The sequence below is a fragment of the Streptomyces celluloflavus genome (genome assembly GCA_000720995.1).
Taxonomy (GTDB): domain Bacteria; phylum Actinomycetota; class Actinomycetes; order Streptomycetales; family Streptomycetaceae; genus Streptomyces; species Streptomyces celluloflavus.
Genome location: JOEL01000003.1, coordinates 272333 through 289606 on the forward strand (window position 1 = coordinate 272333; position 17274 = coordinate 289606).

Consider the following 17274-nt stretch of genomic DNA (forward strand, 5'->3'; position numbering starts at 1 on the left):
GATGCGGCGGGAGGGGGCCGGGCAGCGGACGCGCTCCCCGGAGTGGTCAGCGGCCGAGGAGGGAGACCAGGCCGTCGGCCAGGCCGCCGCGCCAGCAGGCGTAGTCGTGACCGCCGTTGAACTCGGTACGGGTGACGCGGTAGTCGCCGGCGCGCAGGATGTCGTGGAGCGTCCGGCTGTAGTCGACCATCGCGCCCTCGTGCAGCCCGACGTCGAGGTGGACCCGGACGGCGCGCGGGCCGGCGTCCGCGAACTGCTGCGCCAGCCAGGGGACACCGCCGGTCATGGCCTTCGGTACGCCGCGGGGCATACCGGGGCGCCACCACAGGGACGGCGACTGGGCCAGCGCGTTGCCGAAGCGGCCGGGGTGGCGCAAACAGGCGTACAGCGCGGCCAGCCCGCCCAGACTCTGGCCCGCCACCACCGTGCGGGCCGGATCGGCGGTGAGCGGCCAGCGGTCCGCCGCCCAGGGCAGCAGCGTGTGTGCCAGGAAGTCGGCCCAGGGGTCGCGGGCGCCCAGCTCCCGCCACCGGGTGGCGTTGTCGACGGCGTCCGGCGACAGCACCAGCAGCGGCGGGATCGCCCGGTCGGCGATCAGCGCGTCGAGGGTGTGCTGGATGCCGAGCGCGCCGAACCACATGTCGCCGTCGCTCAGGACGAGCACATCGAGCGGGGCGGCCGCGGCATGACCCGGGGGGACGTAGACCCAGATGTCGCGCTCGTCGCCGAGCGTCACGCCGGGCAGGCGGTGCCGTTCGGCCGTACCGCGTGGCGCGTCGGCGCGCCGCGCGTGCCACGGCTGCGGCGGGGCCTGCGGCAGGGCGAAGACCGAACTGTCCGGGGCTCCCCAACGGCCGGGAATGCGCCCGGGGTTGAGCGGATCGGGTGCCGCGTGCGCGGTCAGTGCGCGCAGGCGGTCCTGGAGCGGTCCGCCACCGGCCGGCGGGGGGCCGGGCGTGAGGTCGGCGACGATCCGGTAGGAGCCCCGGTGGTCGGCGCGCAGCCGCTGGGTGCGGTACCAGATGTCGGTGCCCGGCAGCCGGGTGAGCAGTGAACCGGCGAGGTGGTCGCGGTCCATGAGGCGGTTGGCGAGCAGCAGGACCTGGCGGGTGGCGCGGTGGCCGCGCCACAGGAAGGTGACGGCCCGGTGGTCCCGGTCGCCGTCGAGGGGTTCGACCAGCGGGGTGCCGGACCGTTCGGCCGCCGCCCAGAAGTCCGCGACCAGGGCGGTGCGTTCGTCCGGTGCGGCGGTGTCGAGGCGGTGGGCGAGCCGGGTGATCCGCGGACCGGCCGCGGGGCGGGGCAGCGGCCGGTCCGCGGCGGCGGTCCGCGCCCGCGGGCGCGCGTCGGGGGCGAGGGGTGCGGCGCCGTTCATCCGGCCCGCCCGTGGGTGCGGGCCAGTTCGACGAGGCGGCCGACGAGGTCGGCGGGGCTCGGCAGGGCGGCCATCTCGGCGGCCACCGCACGGGCCTGCGTGCGCAACTCCTCGTCGGTCAGCAGCCGTTCGACGAGTTCAGGGGTGCACGCGTCGGGGCCGGCCGGTACGAGTCCGCAGCCGCGGTCGCGTACCGCGGCGGCGTTGGCCGGGCGGTCCGCGCCCTCGCCCAGGACGATCTGCGGCAGGCCGGAGTCGAGTGCGGCCAGGGTGGTGCCCGCGCCGCCGTGGTGGATGACCGCGTCGCCGGCGGCGAGCAGTGCGTTGAGGGGGATCCAGTCCACCGGGCGGACGTTCTCCGGGAGCGGGCCGAGATCGGCGAGGTCGGCGCCGCCCAGGGCCAGGACGAATTCGGCGTCGACCGCGCGGGCCGCGTCCACCACCCAGCGCACCGGGGAGACGCCGTCCACGACGGGGCGGACGGTGCCGAGCGTGACGGCGACCCGCGGGCGGGCGGTCGGGGTGAAGAGCCACTCGGGCAGTGCGGCGCCGCCGTTGTAGGGCACATGGCGCAGGAACCAGCGATCGGGCTCCGTGGTGGCGGTCATGCTCGGCGGGGTGACGTCGAGCCAGGCGGCAAGCGGTTCGGGGCCGGTGAGGCCGTGCCGGTCGTAGGCGCCGGCGAGCGCGTTGTTCATCATCCGCACATGTGCGGCGGTGTGCCCGAAGCCGACGGCGTGCAGCACGGAGGGTATGCCGAGCCGCGCGGCCACCAGCTGTCCGACGACGCCGTTGGGGGTGTGGACGACGAGGTCGGGGCGCCAGTGCCGGGCGAGCGTCACCATGCGGTCGGCCATCTCGTCGCTGAAGAAGGAGAAGCCCTGGCCGCGGGGTGGTTCGCCGCCCTCCCCCGGTGTCGGCGGCCGCTTGCCGCGGCGGTCCCGCTCCAACTGCGCGTAGCGCGCGTCGGGGTCGAGGCCCGGTGCGCAGTCGACGGCGGGCAGGCCGGCCCGCACGGTGTGCCCCACCGCGGCGCCGCAGGTGCCCATGAGCACCTCGTGACCGGCCGCGCGCAGCGCCTGGGCCAGCGGCACCATCGGGTAGAGGAGCCCGAAGAAGGGCGGCCCGGCGAAAAGGACACGCATGTTGCTCTCCACTTCCGTCGTTGTCCGTCGTCTCGTCCCGTGTCGCCGCCGGCCTGCCTGAACTGCCGTCACATGGGCTCGCGGCGGGACGTGTTGCCGGGTGTCGTGCCGTCTCCGTCGGCCGGATCGGGCCACCCTGGAGCAACCGCTACTTAGCTTAGCCTAAGCTAAGTTCGTGCTTACCGGATCAGCAACGTCCCCGGGCTGGATACGTAGGCTCGCCGCCGCGTGCCGCCGCCATCCCCTCCTCCTGACCGCCGTCCTGCTCAGCTCCGTCTTCGGCACCGGACTGGAAGCCTTCGGGCCCCTGCTCGCCGGCCTCGCGGTGAACGACGCCGTCGCGGGCGACACCTCCCGCATCGGCCCGCTCGTCGCACTGCTCGCCGCGCTGGCCCTGGTCCAGTTCGGCGCGGAGTTCACCCGCCGGTTCGCCGCCGGCAAACTCGCCCTGGCCGTCCAGCACCGGCTGCGGACCCAGGTCTTCGACGCCGTCCAGCGCTACGACGGCGTCCAACAGGACGCCCTGCGTACCGGGCAGGTCGTCTCCCGCGCCAACAGCGATCTCCAGCAGGTCCAGGTCCTGCTGGGCATGCTCCCCATCCCGGTGGGCGTCAGCGCCCTGTTCCTGGTGTCGGCCGGCGCCATGCTCTGGCTCTCCGCGCCGCTCACCCTCGTCGCACTGACCGTCGTCCCCGCCCTCGCGTTCACCGCGGCCCGCAGCCGCGCCCGGCTGGTGCCGGCCACCCGCGGCGCCCAGGTGCGCGCCGCGGCCCTCGCCGAACACGTCGAGGAGACCGTCACCGGCGTCCGCGTGGTGAAGGGTTTCGGCCAGGAGGAACGGGAGACGGACCGGCTCACGCACGCCGCCCGGCGGCTGTTCGCCCACCGGATCGGCGTCTCCCGGCTCCAGGCCGCGGCCACCGCGACGATGGCCGCGCTGCCGGCCGCCGGACAGGTCGGCGTGCTGGCCCTCGGCGGCTGGCTCGCGCTGCGCGGCAGCATCGACGTCGGCACCTTCCTCGCCTTCGCCGGCTATCTGACGCTGCTGGCGGGCCCCGCCCGGCTGCTCGCCACCTTCACCGTCACCGCCCAGCAGGCCCGCGCCGCCGCCGAGCGCGTCCACGAACTCATCGACGCCACACCGGATGTCACCGACGCCCCGGACGCGGCACCGGTGGCCGACGGGCCGCTGGAGATCGAGCTGCGCGGGGTGACCTTCGGCTACGCGCCCGGCGACCCGGTGCTCAGCGAGGTGTCGCTGACCGTGCGGGCGGGCGAGACGCTCGCCGTCGTCGGCCCGCCCGGCTCCGGCAAATCCACCCTCTCCCTGCTGCTCAGCCGGTTCTACGACCCGCAGACCGGCAGCGTCCGGCTCGGCCCGCCGGGCGCACCGGACGACGTCAGAGGCATCGCGCTGGCCTCCCTCCGCTCGTCCGTCGGCACCGTCTTCGAGGACCCGTTCCTCTTCTCCCGCTCGCTGCGCGACAACATCGCCTACGGCCGCCCGGACGCCACCGACGCCGAGGTACGGGCCGCCGCCGAGGCCGCCGGGGCGCACGCCTTCATCGCCGGGCTCCCGGACGGCTACGCCACCGAGGCGGGCGAGCGCGGGCTGGCGCTCTCCGGCGGCCAGCGCCAGCGCGTCGCCCTGGCCCGCGCCCTGCTCTCGGCGCCGCGCGTCCTGGTACTGGACGACGCCACCTCGGCCGTCGACCCGGCGACCGAGGCCGCCGTCCAGGCCACCCTGCGCACCGTCACCCAGGACCGCACCACGGTGCTGATCGCCCACCGCAGGTCCACCCTGGCGCTCGCCGACCGGATCGCCGTACTGGACGCGGGCCGCGTCGTCGACACCGGCACCGAGGCGGAACTCACCGCCCGCTGCCCGCTCTTCCGCGAACTGCTGGCCGGCGCCAGCGGCTCCCTCGACGAACGCACCGCCACCGCGCCGGAATCCACCGCGGGCGTCACCCCCGACCTGTGGCCGCGGCGCCCGGAGGACGCCCGGCCCGCCGACCCGGACGACGGCGTACCGGACCACGACCCGGACCTCGACCAGGACCGGCTGCGGGCCCCCGACCCGCGTATCTCGCTGCGCCGACTGCTGCGCCCGGTACGGCTGCCGCTGCTGCTCGGCCTGGCCCTGCTGGTGGTGGACACCGCCGCCGGGGTAGCGCTGCCGCTGCTGGTACGGCGCGGTCTGGACGACGGGGTCGGCGCGCACGACGGCGCGGCGCTGACGGTGTCCGTGCTGCTGGCGGCGCTCGCGGTGGCCATCGGCTGGGCCGCGTTCACGCTCCAGGGCCGGATCACCCGGCGGGCCGGTGAACGGGTGCTGTTCGGCCTGCGGGTACGGACCTTCGCCCAGCTCCAGCGGCTCGGCATGGACTTCTACGAGCGCGAGCGCGGCGGCGCGGTGATGACCCGCGTGGTCAACGACATCGACGCGCTCGCCGCCTTCCTCCAGACCGGTCTGCTCACCTCCGTGGCCTCGCTGGCGACCGTCACCGGCGCGGTCTGCGCGATGGTCGCCGTCCACCCGCCGCTCGCCCTCGCCGCGCTGGCGCTGCTGCCGCTGGTGGTGCTCGCCACCGCCGTCTTCTGGCGGCTGTCGTCCGCCGCGTACGACGAGGCGCGGCGCCGCATCGGTGAGGTCAACTCCAGCCTCCAGGAGAACGTCAGCGGACTGCGCACCGCCCAGGCCCAGGTCCACGAGAAGGGCGCGGCCCAGGACTTCGACCGGCTCTCCGACGCCTACCGGGCCAGCCGGCTGCGGGCCCAGCGCTATGCGTCGGTGTACTTCCCCGCCGTCAACCTGTGCTCCGAACTCTCCCGGGCGCTGGTGCTGCTGGTCGGCGCGAACCGGGTGGCCGGCGGTGACCTCAGCCCCGGGGTGCTGGTCGCGTTCATGCTCTACCTCGGGATGTTCTTCGCCCCGATCCAGCAGCTCTCCCAGGCGTTCGACAGCTATCAGCAGGCGTCCGTGGGCCTGCGCCGGTGTGTGGAGCTGCTGCGCCTGGCGCCGTCCGTCCCGGAGACGGCCGACCCCGCACCGCTGCCCGCGCGGCTGACCGGCGCGCTCGAACTGCACGGCGTCACCCACACCTACCCGGGGGCCGACCGCCCCTCGCTGCGCGGGGCCGGGCTGCGGGTCGCGGCGGGCGAGACCGTCGCGCTGGTCGGCGCGACCGGTGCGGGCAAGTCCACGGTGGTCAAACTGCTGGCCCGGTTCTACGACCCGGGCGCGGGCCGCCTCACCGTCGACGGCACCGACATCCGCCGCTGGCCGGCGTCCGGCTACCGCCGGCTGATCGGCTACGTCCCGCAGGAGGCCCATCTGTTCACCGGCGACATCGCGGACAACATCCGCTATGGGCGCCCGGACGCCACCGACGCCGAGGTGGAGGCCGCCGCCCGCGCGGTCGGCGCGCTGGAGGCCGTCGCCGCGCAGCCCTACGGGTTCCACCAGCCGGTCGATGAGCGCGGGCAGTCGCTCTCCGCGGGGCAGCGCCAGCTGATCGCGCTGGCCCGCGCCGAACTCGTCGATCCCGGGCTGCTGTTGCTGGACGAGGCCACCGCCTCGCTGGACCCGGCCACCGAACGCGCGGTGGCCCGCGCCACCGAACGCACCGCCGCGCGGCGCACCACCGTCGTCGTCGCCCACCGGCTGGCGACCGCGGCCCGCGCCGACCGGATCGTCGTCCTCGACGGCGGCGCCGTCACCGAAGAGGGCACCCACGACCAGCTGCTCGCGGCCGGCGGCGGCTATGCGCGGCTGTGGCGGCACTACACGGCGGGCACCGGGGCCGACGCCCCGCCCGCCCTCGACGGCACGGCGCCGACGCCCGGCGCCCCGCCGGCACCGGACACCTCGCCCACATCCGACGCGACACACACCTCAGGAGTGAACCGACCGTGAAGGCACTCGTTCTGGCGGGCGGGACCGGCAGCAGACTGCGGCCCATCACGCACACCTCCGCCAAGCAGCTCGTCCCCGTCGCCAACAAGCCGGTGCTGTTCTACGGCATCGAATCGCTGGTGGCCGCGGGCATCACCGAGATCGGCATCGTCACCGGCGACACCGCGCCGGAGATCGAGGCGGCGGTGGGCGACGGGTCGCGGTTCGGCGCCCGTGTCACCTATCTGCCGCAGGACCGGCCGCTGGGCCTGGCCCATGCGGTGCTGATCTCCCGCGACTGGCTCGGCGACGACGACTTCGTGATGTATCTGGGTGACAACTTCGTCGTCGGCGGCATCACCGAGCTGGTGGACGGCTTCCGTGCCCGGCGGCCGGACGCGGGCATCCTGCTGACCAAGGTGTCCGACCCCAGCGCGTTCGGCGTCGCCGAACTCGACGCCGAGGGGCGGGTGAGCCGGCTGACGGAGAAGCCGCCCGCCCCGCGCAGCGACCTGGCGCTGGTCGGCGTCTACCTCTTCACCCCCGCCGTGCACACCGCGGTGCGGGCCATCGCCCCGTCCGCCCGCGGCGAGCTGGAGATCACCGACGCCCTCCAGTGGCTGGTCGCCCAGGGGTACACCGTCAGCCCCACCGTCATCACCGGCTACTGGAAGGACACCGGCAACGTCACCGACATGCTGGAGGTCAACCGCTCCGTCCTGGAGACGGTCGAGCCCGCCCGGCACGGCACGGTGGACGCGGCGAGCGAACTCGTGGGCCGGGTGCGCATCGAGGCGGGCGCGCGGGTGGTCCGCTCCCGGATCGTGGGGCCCGCGGTCATCGGTCCGGGCAGCGTCGTCACCGACTCCTACGTCGGCCCCTCGACCTCGGTGGCCGACGACTGTGTGATCACCGGCAGCGAGGTGGAGTTCTCCATCGTGCTCACCGGCTCCCGGATCGAACAGGCGGGCCGCGTCGAGGGCTCGCTGATCGCCCGCGATGTGCACGTCACCGGTGCGCCCCGGGCGCCCCGGGCGCACCGCCTCGTCCTCGGCGACCACAGCCGCGTACAGATCAGCAGCTGAGCGCGGCCGCGCCGCCGCACGTCCCCACCTCCTGCGACCGAAAGCCCCTACATGCGCATCCTCGTCACCGGCGGGGCCGGCTTCATCGGCTCCCACTTCGTCCGCACCCTGCTCGGCCCCGAAGGACCCGGCGACCCCCTCGCGGTCACCGTCCTGGACGCCCTCACCTACGCCGGGAACGTGGCCAACCTCGCCCCCGTACTCGACCACCCCTGCCTGGACTTCGTGCATGGTGACATCCGGGACCGGGAACTGGTCGAGGCGCTGATGCGCCACCACGACGCGGTGGTGCACTTCGCCGCCGAGTCCCATGTGGACCGGTCCATCCGCTCCGGCGCCGACTTCGCCGCCACCAACGTCCTGGGCACCCAGACCCTCCTGGAGTCCGCGGTCGCCCACGGTGTGGGGCGCTTCGTGCACGTCTCCACCGACGAGGTGTACGGCTCGATCGCCCACGGCTCCTGGACGGAGTCCCAGCCGCTCGCCCCCAACTCCCCCTACGCGGCGTCGAAGGCCGGCTCCGATCTGCTGGCGCTGGCCTACCACCGCACGCACGGCCTCGACGTACGCGTCACCCGCTGCTCGAACAACTACGGCCCGTACCAGCACCCGGAGAAGATCATTCCGCTGTTCACCACCCGCCTTCTGGAAGGCCGCAAGGTGCCGCTCTACGGCGACGGCCGCAACGTCCGCGACTGGCTGCACGTCGACGACCACTGCCGGGCCCTGCGCCTGGTCCTCGACGGCGGCCGGGCCGGCGAGGTCTACCACATCGGCGGCGGCACCGAAGTGACCAACACCGAACTCACCGACCGGCTGCTGACCGGCTGCGGCGCCTCCTGGGATCGCGTCGAGCGCGTCGCCGACCGCAAGGGCCACGATCTGCGCTACTCCGTGGACTGGACGAAGATCCGCGACGAACTGGGCTACCGGCCGCGGCACTCCTTCGACACCGGGCTCGCCGCGACTGTCGACTGGTACCGCACGCACCGGGACTGGTGGCAGCGGTGAGCGGCTGGCTGATCACCGGCGCGGACGGCATGCTCGGCCGGGAGGTGGTGGCGGCGCTGCGGCGGACCGGCGCGCCGGTCCTGCCGCTCGCCCGCCCCGACCTCGACCTCACCGACGCCGCCGCGGTGCACCGGACACTGCGCCGCGCCCGGCCCGCCGTCGTCGTCAACTGCGCCGCGTGGACCGATGTCGACGGCGCCGAGAGCGCCGAGCGGGCGGCGCTGGCCGTCAACGGCGACGCGGTACGCACCCTGGCCCGCGCCTGCGCCGGTGTCCGCTCCCGGATGCTGCACCTGTCCACCGACTACGTCTTCGCGGGCGATGCGGACACCCCGTACCCGGAGGACGCCCCGGCGGCACCGCGCTCGGCGTACGGCCGCGGCAAGCTGGCCGGTGAGCGGGCGGTGCTGGAGGAACTGCCCCGGCTGGGCACGGTGGTGCGCACCGCCTGGCTCTACGCCGGCCACGGCCGCAACTTCGTGACCACGATGGCCGAACGGGCCGCGGCCGGCGCCGAGGTGCGGGTCGTGGACGACCAGTACGGGCAGCCGACCTGGGCGCGGGACGTCGCCGGGCGGCTGCTGGCCCTGGGCGGGCTGCCGGCCGAGCGGGCGGCGGGCGTCTTCCACGCCACCGCCGCGGGCCGCACCACCTGGTTCGGGCTGGCCCGGGAGGTCTTCCGGCTGACCGGCGCCGACCCCGCGCTGGTCCGCCCGATCAGCACCGCGCAGCTGGGCCGGCCCGCCCCGCGCCCGGCGTTCGGCGTCCTGGGGCACGGGCGCTGGGCGGCGGCCGGGCTGGCGCCGCCGCGGCCCTGGGCGGACGGGCTCGCCGAGGCGCTGAGCGCCACCACCCGGCCCTGTCCGCCGCTGCCGTCACCGCCCCCGCCGGACGCGCCCGATGCGCCCGATGTTTCCGGTTTCCCCACGGGTACCTACGATTCCAAGGGAGTGGCCTGATGCGCCCGCTGAGCATCGAAGGGGCCTGGGTGCGCAGCCCGGCCGTGCACCGCGACGAGCGGGGCAGTTTCCACGAATGGTTCCGGACCGACGAGTTCGGCGCCGCCGCCGGGCACCCGCCGGTGCTCGCCCAGGCGAACTGCTCGGTCTCCCGGCGCGGTTCGCTGCGCGGTATCCACTTCAGCGAGGTGCCGCCCGGCCAGGCCAAGTACGTCACCTGTGTGCGAGGCACGGTGCTGGACGTCGTCGTCGACCTGCGGCGCGGCTCACCGACCTACCGCGCCTGGGAGGCGGTGCCGCTCGCCTCGGCCGAGGGCACCGCGGTGTACCTCTCCGAGGGGCTGGGGCACGCGTTCTGCGCGCTGACCGACGACGCCACGGTGGTGTACCTGTGCTCCACCGGCTACCGGCCGCGGCGCGAGCACGCGGTGCACCCGCTCGACCCGGACCTCGGCATCGAGTGGCCGGCGGACCTCGCGCCGCTGCTGTCGCCCAAGGACGCGGCGGCCCCCACCCTGCGGGAGGCCGAACGGCTGGGCATCCTGCCGTCGTACGAGGACTGTGTGCGCCACCGTGCGGACGCGGCCGCCGCGGGACGGGCCGGATGACGGCGGTGGCCGGCGCGCTCGGCCCCGCGGCGCAGGTCCCGGCGCCGCCCGGCCGGCGGGCGGCGCTACGCACCGCCGGGCTGCTGCTCGGGCTCGTCCTGCTGGCCGTCGTGGTGCTCGCGAGCCTGGCGATCGGCACCCGGCAGATACCGCTGCACGACGTGTGGTCGGCGCTGGTCTCCCCGTCGGGCACCGAGAACGACGCCATCGTCCGGCAGTTGCGGCTGCCGCGCACCCTGATCGGGATCGCGGCGGGCGCGGCGCTCGGCCTCGCCGGGGCGGTGATGCAGACGCTGACCCGCAACCCGCTGGCCGACCCCGGGCTGCTGGGGGTCAACGCGGGCGCCTCGGCGGCCGTGGTCACCGCGATCAGCCTGCTCGGGGTGGAGTCCTTCGACCTCTATCTGTGGTTCGCGCTGGCCGGCGCGGCACTCGCCGCGATCCTGGTCAATCTGCTGGGCGGCAGCCGGGCCGCCACCCCGGTGCGGCTCGCGCTGGCCGGGACCGCGGTCAACGCGGCGCTGTTCGGCTATGTCAACGGGCTGCAACTGGTCGATCTGGGCACGCTGGAGACGATGCGCCACTGGTCCGTCGGCACCCTTGCGGGCCGCGACGCGGGCCTGCTGGTCAAGGCGCTGCCGATGCTGGTGGCCGGGATGCTGCTGGCGTTCGGGCTCGCCCGGCCGCTCGGCGCGATGGCGCTCGGGGACGATTCGGCGCGGGCGCTGGGCGCCCATGTGGGGCGTACCCGGGTGCTGTCGATCGCCGCCATCACCCTGCTGTGCGGCGCCGCCACCGCCGTGTGCGGTCCGATCGGCTTCATCGGGCTGATGATCCCGCACGCGGTACGGGTCTTCAGCGGCCCCGATCCGCGCTGGCTCTTCCCGGCCTGTGCGCTGTACGCGCCGGTGCTGATGCTCGCCTCCGACGTGGTGGGCCGGGTCGTCGTCCCGCCGTCCGAGATCGAGGTGGGCATCGTCACGGCCTTCCTCGGCGGGCTGCTCTTCATCCATCTGGTCCGGCAGCGGAAGGTGGCCCAGCTGTGACCCTGTTCAAGAACGTGACCGTCACGCGCGGTGCGGTGCGTACCGGGGCGGGCTGGTCGCTGCGCTTCGACCGGCGCGCGCTGCTGGTGTGTACGGCGCTGGCACTGGTCGCGGCCGTGGTGACGGTGCTGGCCATCGGTACGGGGCGCTACGCGCTCAGCCCGTGGGAGGTGGTGCGCACGCTGGCCGGAGACGGGCCGCCGGGCGCCGACTTCATCGTGCGCGGCCTGCGCCTGCCCCGGGCCCTGGACGGGCTGCTCGTCGGCTTCGCGATGGGGATGGCGGGCGCGGTCTTCCAGTCGCTGTCACGCAATCCGCTGGGCAGCCCGGACATCATCGGCTTCGGCAACGGCGCCTCGGCCGGGGCGCTGGTCGCCATCATCGTGCTGAACGCGGGCGCCCCGCAGACGGCGCTCGGGGCGGTCTGCGGCGGCCTGGTGACGGCGGCCGCGGTGTATCTGCTCGCCTGGAAGCGCGGGGTGCACGGCTACCGGCTGGTCCTGGTGGGCATCGGCGCCGCCGCGGTGCTGGGCTCGGCCACCAGCTTCCTGTACGTCCGCGCGGAGATCGGCAAGGCCGCGCAGGCGGCCACCTGGATGGTGGGGTCGCTCAACGGGCGCGGCTGGAGCGAGGTATGGACCGCCGCGCTGGGACTGGCCGCGCTGGTTCCGGTGGTACTCGCCTACGCGCGCCGGCTGTCGCTGCTGGAGATGGGCGACGACACGGCGGCCGCGCTCGGTATCCGGCCCGAGCGCAGCCGGCTGGTGCTGCTGGCGGCCGGTACCGGGCTGACCGCGATGGCGGTCGCGGCGGCCGGCCCCATCCCCTTCGTCGCCCTCGCCGCACCCCAGCTGGCGCGCCGGGTGACCCGCTCCCCCGGCCCGAACGTGCTGCCCGCGGCCTGGATGGGCGCGGTGCTGGTCACCGGGGCGGACTGGGCCACCCAGCGGATCTCCCAGTCGGCGATCCTGCCGGTGGGCGTGGTGACCGGCGTCGCGGGCGGGGTGTATCTGGCCTGGCTGCTGCTGCGGGAGCGCAGGTCGGGGCGGCTGTAGCGCGCGGCCCGGAGCACGGGGAACGAACCGCCGCCGCCGACCGGGCAGTTCCGGTCGGCGGCGGCGGTTCGCGGTGTGCGGTCAGTTTCCGGCGGCCTCGGCGTGTGCCAGGCAGGCCGCGTACGAGGCCGGTCCGTGGACGGTGTGCCAGCCCGCGGGGACGGCGATATGGCCCGGCCACAGGGAGCGGTCGCCGTGCCCGTCGGCGAGCACCAGGTGGGTGGCGGCGGCGGACTCCGTCGGGTCGAAGGGCGCGGTGGGGGTCATCCGTCGAGTTCCTTCAGCCGGGCGGCGAGCACCGCCGCGATGGTGTCGAGGTGCGGTGCCTGGGTCATCTGCGGGTGCAGGCAGTCGATCTCGTGGGCGCGCAGCGCGCCGCTGACGTAGGGCGTCCACGCCTCGTGGGTCAGCCAGTCCTCGGCGCGGGGCGCCGCGGCGGTGAAGAAGAGCACCTCGCCGTCGAAGACGCGGTGGTGGTGGGCGCGCATCAGCCGGGCGTTGTTGACGACGATGTCCACGACGGCGGAGAGGGTGCGCTCGGAGAGTCCGGCCAGCGCGCTGCCCTCGCGCTGGAGCGTGCCGAGCACGTCCTCGCGGGTGAGTTCGTCGGTGCGGTCGAAGCCGGCCATCCGCAGCAGTGCGGTCAGCGCGTCCGTCTCGCCCGGTACGGCCTGGTCGCGCCACTGGTCGGAGGGGTAGGCGTCCAGCATGGCGAGCAACTCGACCCGCTCGCCCGCCTCCTGGAGGAGTACCGCGACGGTGTGCGCGAGGACGCCGCCGACGGACCAGCCGAGCAGCCGGTAGGGGCCGTGCGGCTGGACGCGGCGGAGCTGGCCGGCGTAGTCGGCCGCCATCTCCTCCAGCGTGGCCGGCAGGGGTTCGTCGTGGACCAGTCCGCGGGCCTGGAGGCCGTGCACGGGCTGGTGCGCGTCGAGGTGGGCGAGCAGCCCGGAGTAGCACCAGCTGATACCGCCCGCCGGGTGCAGGACGAAGAGCGGGGTGCGGTCGCCGTGGGGGCGCAGCGGCAGCAGCACGCCGAGGGCGTCGTCCGCGCTGCCGGTCCCGGCGCCGAGCTTCGTGGCGAGCGCGGCGGGGGTCGGCGCCTGGAAGAGGGTGCCGATGGTGAGGTCCGTCCCCAGCGCGTCGCGCACCCGGGCGACCAGCCGGGCCGCGAGCAGCGAGGTGCCGCCGAGGTCGAAGAAACCGTCGTCCACCCCGACCGACGGCAGGCCCAGGGCGTCGGCGAACAGCCGGGCGAGGGTCTCCTCCTGGTGGGTGCGCGGTGCCCGGTCGCCGGTAACGGCGGTGGGGGCGGGCAGCGCGCCGCGGTCCAGCTTGCCGTTGGGGCTGAGCGGGAAGTCGTCGAGGACGAGTACCGCGCCGGGCACCATGTAGTCGGGCAGCGTCGCGGCGAGCCGAGTGCGCAGTTCCTCGGGGTCGGGGGCGGGGGCGGGGTGCGCGGCGGTGACATAGCCGACCAGCCGCTGGTCGCCGGGCCGGTCCTCGCGGACCAGGACGCAGGCCCCGGTGACGGCGGGCGCGGCCGCCAGCGCCGCCTCGATCTCGCCGAGTTCGATGCGCAGCCCGCGCAGTTTGACCTGGTGGTCGGTGCGCCCGAGGTACTCCACCTCGCCGTCCGCCGTCCAGCGGGCCAGGTCTCCGGTGCGGTACATCCGGGTGCCCGGGGCGCCGTAGGGGTCGGCCACGAAGCGGGTGGCGGTGAGCCCGGGGCGGCCGAGGTAGGCGGTGGCGAGCTGGGGGCCGGCGAGGTACAGCTCGCCGGGGATGCCCGGCGGGCACGGCTGGAGGGCCGCGTCCAGGACGTACAGCCGGGTGTTCCAGACGGGCCGCCCGATGGGCACCGGGCCGTCCTCGCCGGGCCGGCAGGCGTGGTACGTGACGTCGACGGCTGCTTCGGTCGGGCCGTACAGGTTGTGCAGCGGCACTCCGGGCAGCACCCGGGCGAAGTCCTGCGCCGTCTCGCGCGCCAGCGCCTCGCCGCTGCAGAAGACCCGGCGCAGCCCGGTGCAGCGCGCGGCGTCCGGTTCCGCGAGGAAGACCTGGAGCATGGAGGGCACGAAGTGGCAGGTGGTGACGGCCTGTTCGCGGATGGTGCGGGCCAGGTAGGCCGGGTCCTTGTGGCCGCCGGGCTCGGCGACGACGAGGGTGGCGCCCTCGCGCAGCGGCCAGAAGAACTCCCATACGGACACGTCGAAGCCGGCGGGTGTCTTCTGCAGCACCCGGTCGCCCGCGGTCAGCGGGTAGGCGGCCTGCATCCACCGCAGCCGGTTGTCGATCGCGGCGTGCGGGACGACGACGCCCTTGGGGCGGCCGGTGGAGCCGGAGGTGTAGATGACGTACGCGGGGTGCCGCGGGGTCAGCGCGCGGGGCGGGGTGATGTCGAGGTGGGCGGAGAGGTCGAGCCCGTCGAGGACGACGGTGGGCGGGCCGGTCTCCGGCAGCCGGCCGGCGACATCGGTGAGGACGCAGACGGGTGCGGCGTCCTCGACCATGCCCACGAGCCGGTCGGCCGGGTGGTCCGGGTCGAGCGGCAGGTAGGCGCCGCCCGCCTTCAGGACCGCCAGCAGGGCGATGACCAGGTCGGCCGAGCGCGGCAGCGCGACGGCGACGACCGCTCCGGGGCGCACACCCAGCGTGGCCAGGTGCCGGGCGAGCCGGTTGGCGCGGCCGGTGAGCTGTGCGTAGCTGAGGGTCAGATCGCCGTGGACGAGGGCGGGGGCGTCGGGGGTGCGGATGGCCTGCGCCTCGACGGGGCCGATCAGGGTGGTCGCCGGCACGGCGCGGGCCGTGTCGTTGAACTCCGTCAGCACCAGGTGACGTTCGGCGGCGGTGGCGATGCCGTGGACGGCCAGCGGGGCGTGCGGGTCGGCGGCCGCGATCCGGTCGAGCAGATCCAGGAACCGGTCCTGGTGGGCGGCGAGTTCCCGGGCCGTGTAGAGGGCCGGGTTGCCGTCGTGGTCGATACGCAGTCCGCCGCCGTCGCCCCGGTCGTAGATGTTGACGGTCAGATCGTCGACCGGGCCCGCGGACAGGTTGTGGGCCGTGCAGGGGGCGCCGGCGAAGTCCAGCGCGTAGTCGAAGGGCATGACGTTGACCAGCGGGCCGGTGAGCGCCCGCCGCTCGCCGAGCAGTCCGAGGTCGCGCCGGATGTCCTCGTAGCGGTAGCGCTGGTGGCGGCGGGCGGCGCGGATGCCGAGGACGACCTGGCGGGTGAGTTCGGCGAACGTCGCCTGCGGGGTGACGGTCAGCCGCAGCGGCAGCACGTTCATGACCATGCCGGGGATACGCAGCGCGGCGGAGCCCAGCCGGCCCATCATCGGCAGGCCGAGGACGACCTCGGCGCTGCCGGTGGCGCGGGCGACGTACAGCGCCTGGGTGGCGATCAGGACTTCCGGCCAGGTGGCGCGGACGGCGCCGGCCAGCGTCTCGATCCGGTCGCGGACATCGGTGCCGAGCGTGCTGGTGCGGCGCAGGAAGGTACGCGAGGGCAGGGCGCCGCGCCCGGCCAGGGTGGGCACGTCGGGGCGGTCGGCGAAGGTGTCGCTCCAGTGCGCGCGGTCCTTCTCGTACGCCTCACCGGCGCGGTACGCGGCGTCCTCGGCGACGAGTTCCGCGAGCCGCCCGAAGGGGCTGGGCCCGGCCTCCTCGCCCGCGGCGAGGGCGCTGTAGACCTCGGCGACCCGACGGGCGACCAGCGCGTAGCCGAAGCCGTCCAGGACGATGTGGTGCACCCGCTGGTACCAGAGCCAGCGCCGCTCGCCCACCCGGAAGAGGGCGTGCCGGAAGAGCGGTCCGGTGGCCAGGTCGAAGGGGTCCGCGAGGTCGTCGCGCATCCAGGCGCGGGCGACCGCGTCCGGGTCGCCCTGGTCGCGCAGGTCCGCGGCGTGCATCGGGAAGCCATGCCCGGACGGTTCGATCTCCAGGGCGAACTGCCGTGGTCCGGCGGGGGTGTCCTCGATGCGGACGCGCAACGCGTCCGTCTCGCCGACGGTCCGGTGCAGCGCCTCGGCGAAGCGCGCCGGGTCCAGCGTGCCGTGGATCTCGACGCATTCCGCGGTGTTCTGCGCGGGGCTGTCCGGGTCGAGGGCCTGGGCGTACCACATACCGGATTGCGCGGCGGTGAGCGGTGCGCCGCCCGCGGTAGCGGTCCCGGCCGGGGCGGCGGTCATGGCGCGACCCCCAGCAGTGCCGCCCAGGCGTCGATGGCGGGGCGTTCGGCGAGGTCGACGAAGGTCGTCTCGATGCCGTGGTCGCGGCGCCAGCGGCCGATCAGGCTCATGATGCGGATCGAGTCGAGGCCGTAGTCCACGAGGTTCTCGTCGTCGGGGATGTCGGCCGGGTCCTCGCCGAGCGTCTCGGCGACATCGGCGCGTATCTGCTGCAGTGTCAGGGCCATCGCGGTCAGACCCCCTCGATGCCCTGGCACAGGGCGTCGGTGGTGGTGAGCCGCGCGCACTTGTCCGCCGCCCAGCGCAGCGCCTGCTGGTGGTCGGCGGCCGAGAAGTCGGCGACGGCGTCGGCGACGACGAATGCCTGGATGTCGCGCATCCACGCGTCGCAGGCCGTCATCAGTACGCCGATGTGCGCGTAGACGCCGACCACGACGAGCTGGTCGCGGCCGAGGCCGGCGAGCTGCTCGCCGAGGTCGGTACGGGCGAACGCGCTGTACTTCCACTTGGTCAGCAGGGTGTCGCCGGGCTGCGGGGCGACGGGTGCGGCGATGGCCGCGGCGTCCGCCGGTTCGGCCGGCAGTCCGGGGCCCCAGAAGTCCTGCTGGAGTCCGCGCTGGTCGGGGGTCTGGCCGGCGGGCTGCGCGGAGTAGACGACGGGGATGCCCGACGCGCGGCAGGCGGCCGTCAACCGGCCCACGTTCTCCAGGAGTTCGGTGAGCGGCGCGGCCCCTTCGGTGAAGGCGCGCAGGAAGTAGTTCTGGAGGTCGTGCACGAGCAGTACGGCCCGGCTGGGGTCCACGGTCCAGTCGACGCGCTGGGCGGGCAGCGCGTCGGGGGTGGGCATGGGGTACGGGGCGATGGCGGGGAGCGCCATGACAGGGCCTTTCGCTGGTGAAGGG

At 75.0% G+C, this 17274-nt stretch carries 13 protein-coding genes; 7 read left to right on the top strand and 6 right to left on the bottom strand.

Annotated elements, in window-relative coordinates; all coding sequences use genetic code 11:
* Positions 1–46 precede the first annotated feature (46 nt).
* Complete coding sequence (gene fes, locus IH09_RS04635; RefSeq protein WP_094791108.1) at positions 47–1375, bottom strand: enterochelin esterase; 1329 nt, start codon at positions 1373–1375, stop codon at positions 47–49.
* Positions 1372–2520, bottom strand: a complete 1149-nt coding sequence (locus IH09_RS04640) for a nucleotide disphospho-sugar-binding domain-containing protein (RefSeq protein WP_052854268.1) — start codon at positions 2518–2520, stop codon at positions 1372–1374. Before IH09_RS04640 ends, fes begins: the two co-directional genes overlap by 4 nt.
* A gap of 175 nt (positions 2521–2695) precedes the next feature.
* Between IH09_RS04640 and IH09_RS04645 the strand changes: the two genes are divergently transcribed.
* From IH09_RS04645 to IH09_RS04675, 7 genes are read left to right on the top strand one after another with little or no spacing between them, the layout of a single operon-like run.
* Entirely contained in the window at positions 2696–6439 is a 3744-nt protein-coding gene (locus IH09_RS04645; RefSeq protein WP_190233203.1) for an ABC transporter transmembrane domain-containing protein, read from the top strand.
* A complete protein-coding gene (locus tag IH09_RS04650; RefSeq protein WP_052854270.1) occupies positions 6436–7503 on the top strand; it encodes a glucose-1-phosphate thymidylyltransferase in 1068 nt (355 codons plus the stop codon). Before IH09_RS04645 ends, IH09_RS04650 begins: the two co-directional genes overlap by 4 nt.
* A gap of 51 nt (positions 7504–7554) precedes the next feature.
* Positions 7555–8514, top strand: coding sequence for a dTDP-glucose 4,6-dehydratase (gene rfbB / locus IH09_RS04655; protein ID WP_052854272.1), 960 nt, complete (start codon positions 7555–7557; stop codon positions 8512–8514).
* A complete protein-coding gene (gene rfbD / locus IH09_RS04660; protein WP_110952064.1) occupies positions 8511–9473 on the top strand; it encodes a dTDP-4-dehydrorhamnose reductase in 963 nt (320 codons plus the stop codon). The genes rfbB and rfbD overlap by 4 nt, the downstream gene beginning before the upstream one ends.
* Positions 9473–10081 carry a dTDP-4-dehydrorhamnose 3,5-epimerase family protein gene (locus IH09_RS04665; protein ID WP_052854274.1) on the top strand — a complete coding sequence of 203 codons (609 nt, stop codon included), beginning with the start codon at positions 9473–9475 and terminating at the stop codon, positions 10079–10081. The genes rfbD and IH09_RS04665 overlap by 1 nt, the downstream gene beginning before the upstream one ends.
* Positions 10078–11127: a FecCD family ABC transporter permease gene (locus IH09_RS04670; RefSeq protein ID WP_052854276.1), complete on the top strand. Its 1050-nt coding sequence runs from the start codon at positions 10078–10080 to the stop codon at positions 11125–11127. Before IH09_RS04665 ends, IH09_RS04670 begins: the two co-directional genes overlap by 4 nt.
* The gene (locus IH09_RS04675) at positions 11124–12182 is read left to right on the top strand and encodes a FecCD family ABC transporter permease (RefSeq protein WP_052854278.1); all 1059 of its coding nucleotides are present in this window, start codon (positions 11124–11126) and stop codon (positions 12180–12182) included. Before IH09_RS04670 ends, IH09_RS04675 begins: the two co-directional genes overlap by 4 nt.
* Positions 12183–12263: 81 nt before the next feature.
* Here the strand turns inward: IH09_RS04675 and IH09_RS04680 are convergent, their stop codons facing one another.
* Genes IH09_RS04680 through IH09_RS04695 form a run of 4 tightly spaced genes read right to left on the bottom strand, consistent with a single transcriptional unit; the run spans position 12264 to position 17249 of the window.
* Positions 12264–12449 (bottom strand): MbtH family NRPS accessory protein, encoded by a 186-nt coding sequence (locus IH09_RS04680; protein ID WP_052854280.1) that lies wholly within the window; start codon positions 12447–12449, stop codon positions 12264–12266.
* Positions 12446–16372: a non-ribosomal peptide synthetase gene (locus IH09_RS04685; RefSeq protein WP_052854283.1), complete on the bottom strand. Its 3927-nt coding sequence runs from the start codon at positions 16370–16372 to the stop codon at positions 12446–12448. The genes IH09_RS04680 and IH09_RS04685 overlap by 4 nt, the downstream gene beginning before the upstream one ends.
* On the bottom strand, positions 16369–16599 hold the full coding sequence (locus tag IH09_RS04690; RefSeq protein ID WP_052854285.1) for a phosphopantetheine-binding protein: 231 nt from the start codon (positions 16597–16599) through the stop codon (positions 16369–16371). Before IH09_RS04690 ends, IH09_RS04685 begins: the two co-directional genes overlap by 4 nt.
* A 5-nt stretch (positions 16600–16604) precedes the next feature.
* The gene (locus IH09_RS04695; protein WP_052854288.1) at positions 16605–17249 is read right to left on the bottom strand and encodes an isochorismatase family protein; all 645 of its coding nucleotides are present in this window, start codon (positions 17247–17249) and stop codon (positions 16605–16607) included.
* Between the last annotated feature and the right edge of the window lie 25 nt (positions 17250–17274).

Excerpts from the sequence above, each read along its gene's own strand:
- fes (WP_094791108.1), bottom strand. The coding sequence starts at position 1,375 with ATGAACGGCGCCGCACCCCTCGCCCCCGACGCGCGCCCGCGGGCGCGG.
- IH09_RS04640 (WP_052854268.1), bottom strand. The coding sequence starts at position 2,520 with ATGCGTGTCCTTTTCGCCGGGCCGCCCTTCTTCGGGCTCCTCTACCCG.
- rfbB (WP_052854272.1), top strand. The coding sequence starts at position 7,555 with ATGCGCATCCTCGTCACCGGCGGGGCCGGCTTCATCGGCTCCCACTTC.
- IH09_RS04665 (WP_052854274.1), top strand. The coding sequence starts at position 9,473 with ATGCGCCCGCTGAGCATCGAAGGGGCCTGGGTGCGCAGCCCGGCCGTG.
- IH09_RS04670 (WP_052854276.1), top strand. The coding sequence starts at position 10,078 with ATGACGGCGGTGGCCGGCGCGCTCGGCCCCGCGGCGCAGGTCCCGGCG.
- IH09_RS04680 (WP_052854280.1), bottom strand. The coding sequence starts at position 12,449 with ATGACCCCCACCGCGCCCTTCGACCCGACGGAGTCCGCCGCCGCCACC.
- IH09_RS04685 (WP_052854283.1), bottom strand. The coding sequence starts at position 16,372 with ATGACCGCCGCCCCGGCCGGGACCGCTACCGCGGGCGGCGCACCGCTC.
- IH09_RS04690 (WP_052854285.1), bottom strand. The coding sequence starts at position 16,599 with ATGGCCCTGACACTGCAGCAGATACGCGCCGATGTCGCCGAGACGCTC.
- IH09_RS04695 (WP_052854288.1), bottom strand. The coding sequence starts at position 17,249 with ATGGCGCTCCCCGCCATCGCCCCGTACCCCATGCCCACCCCCGACGCG.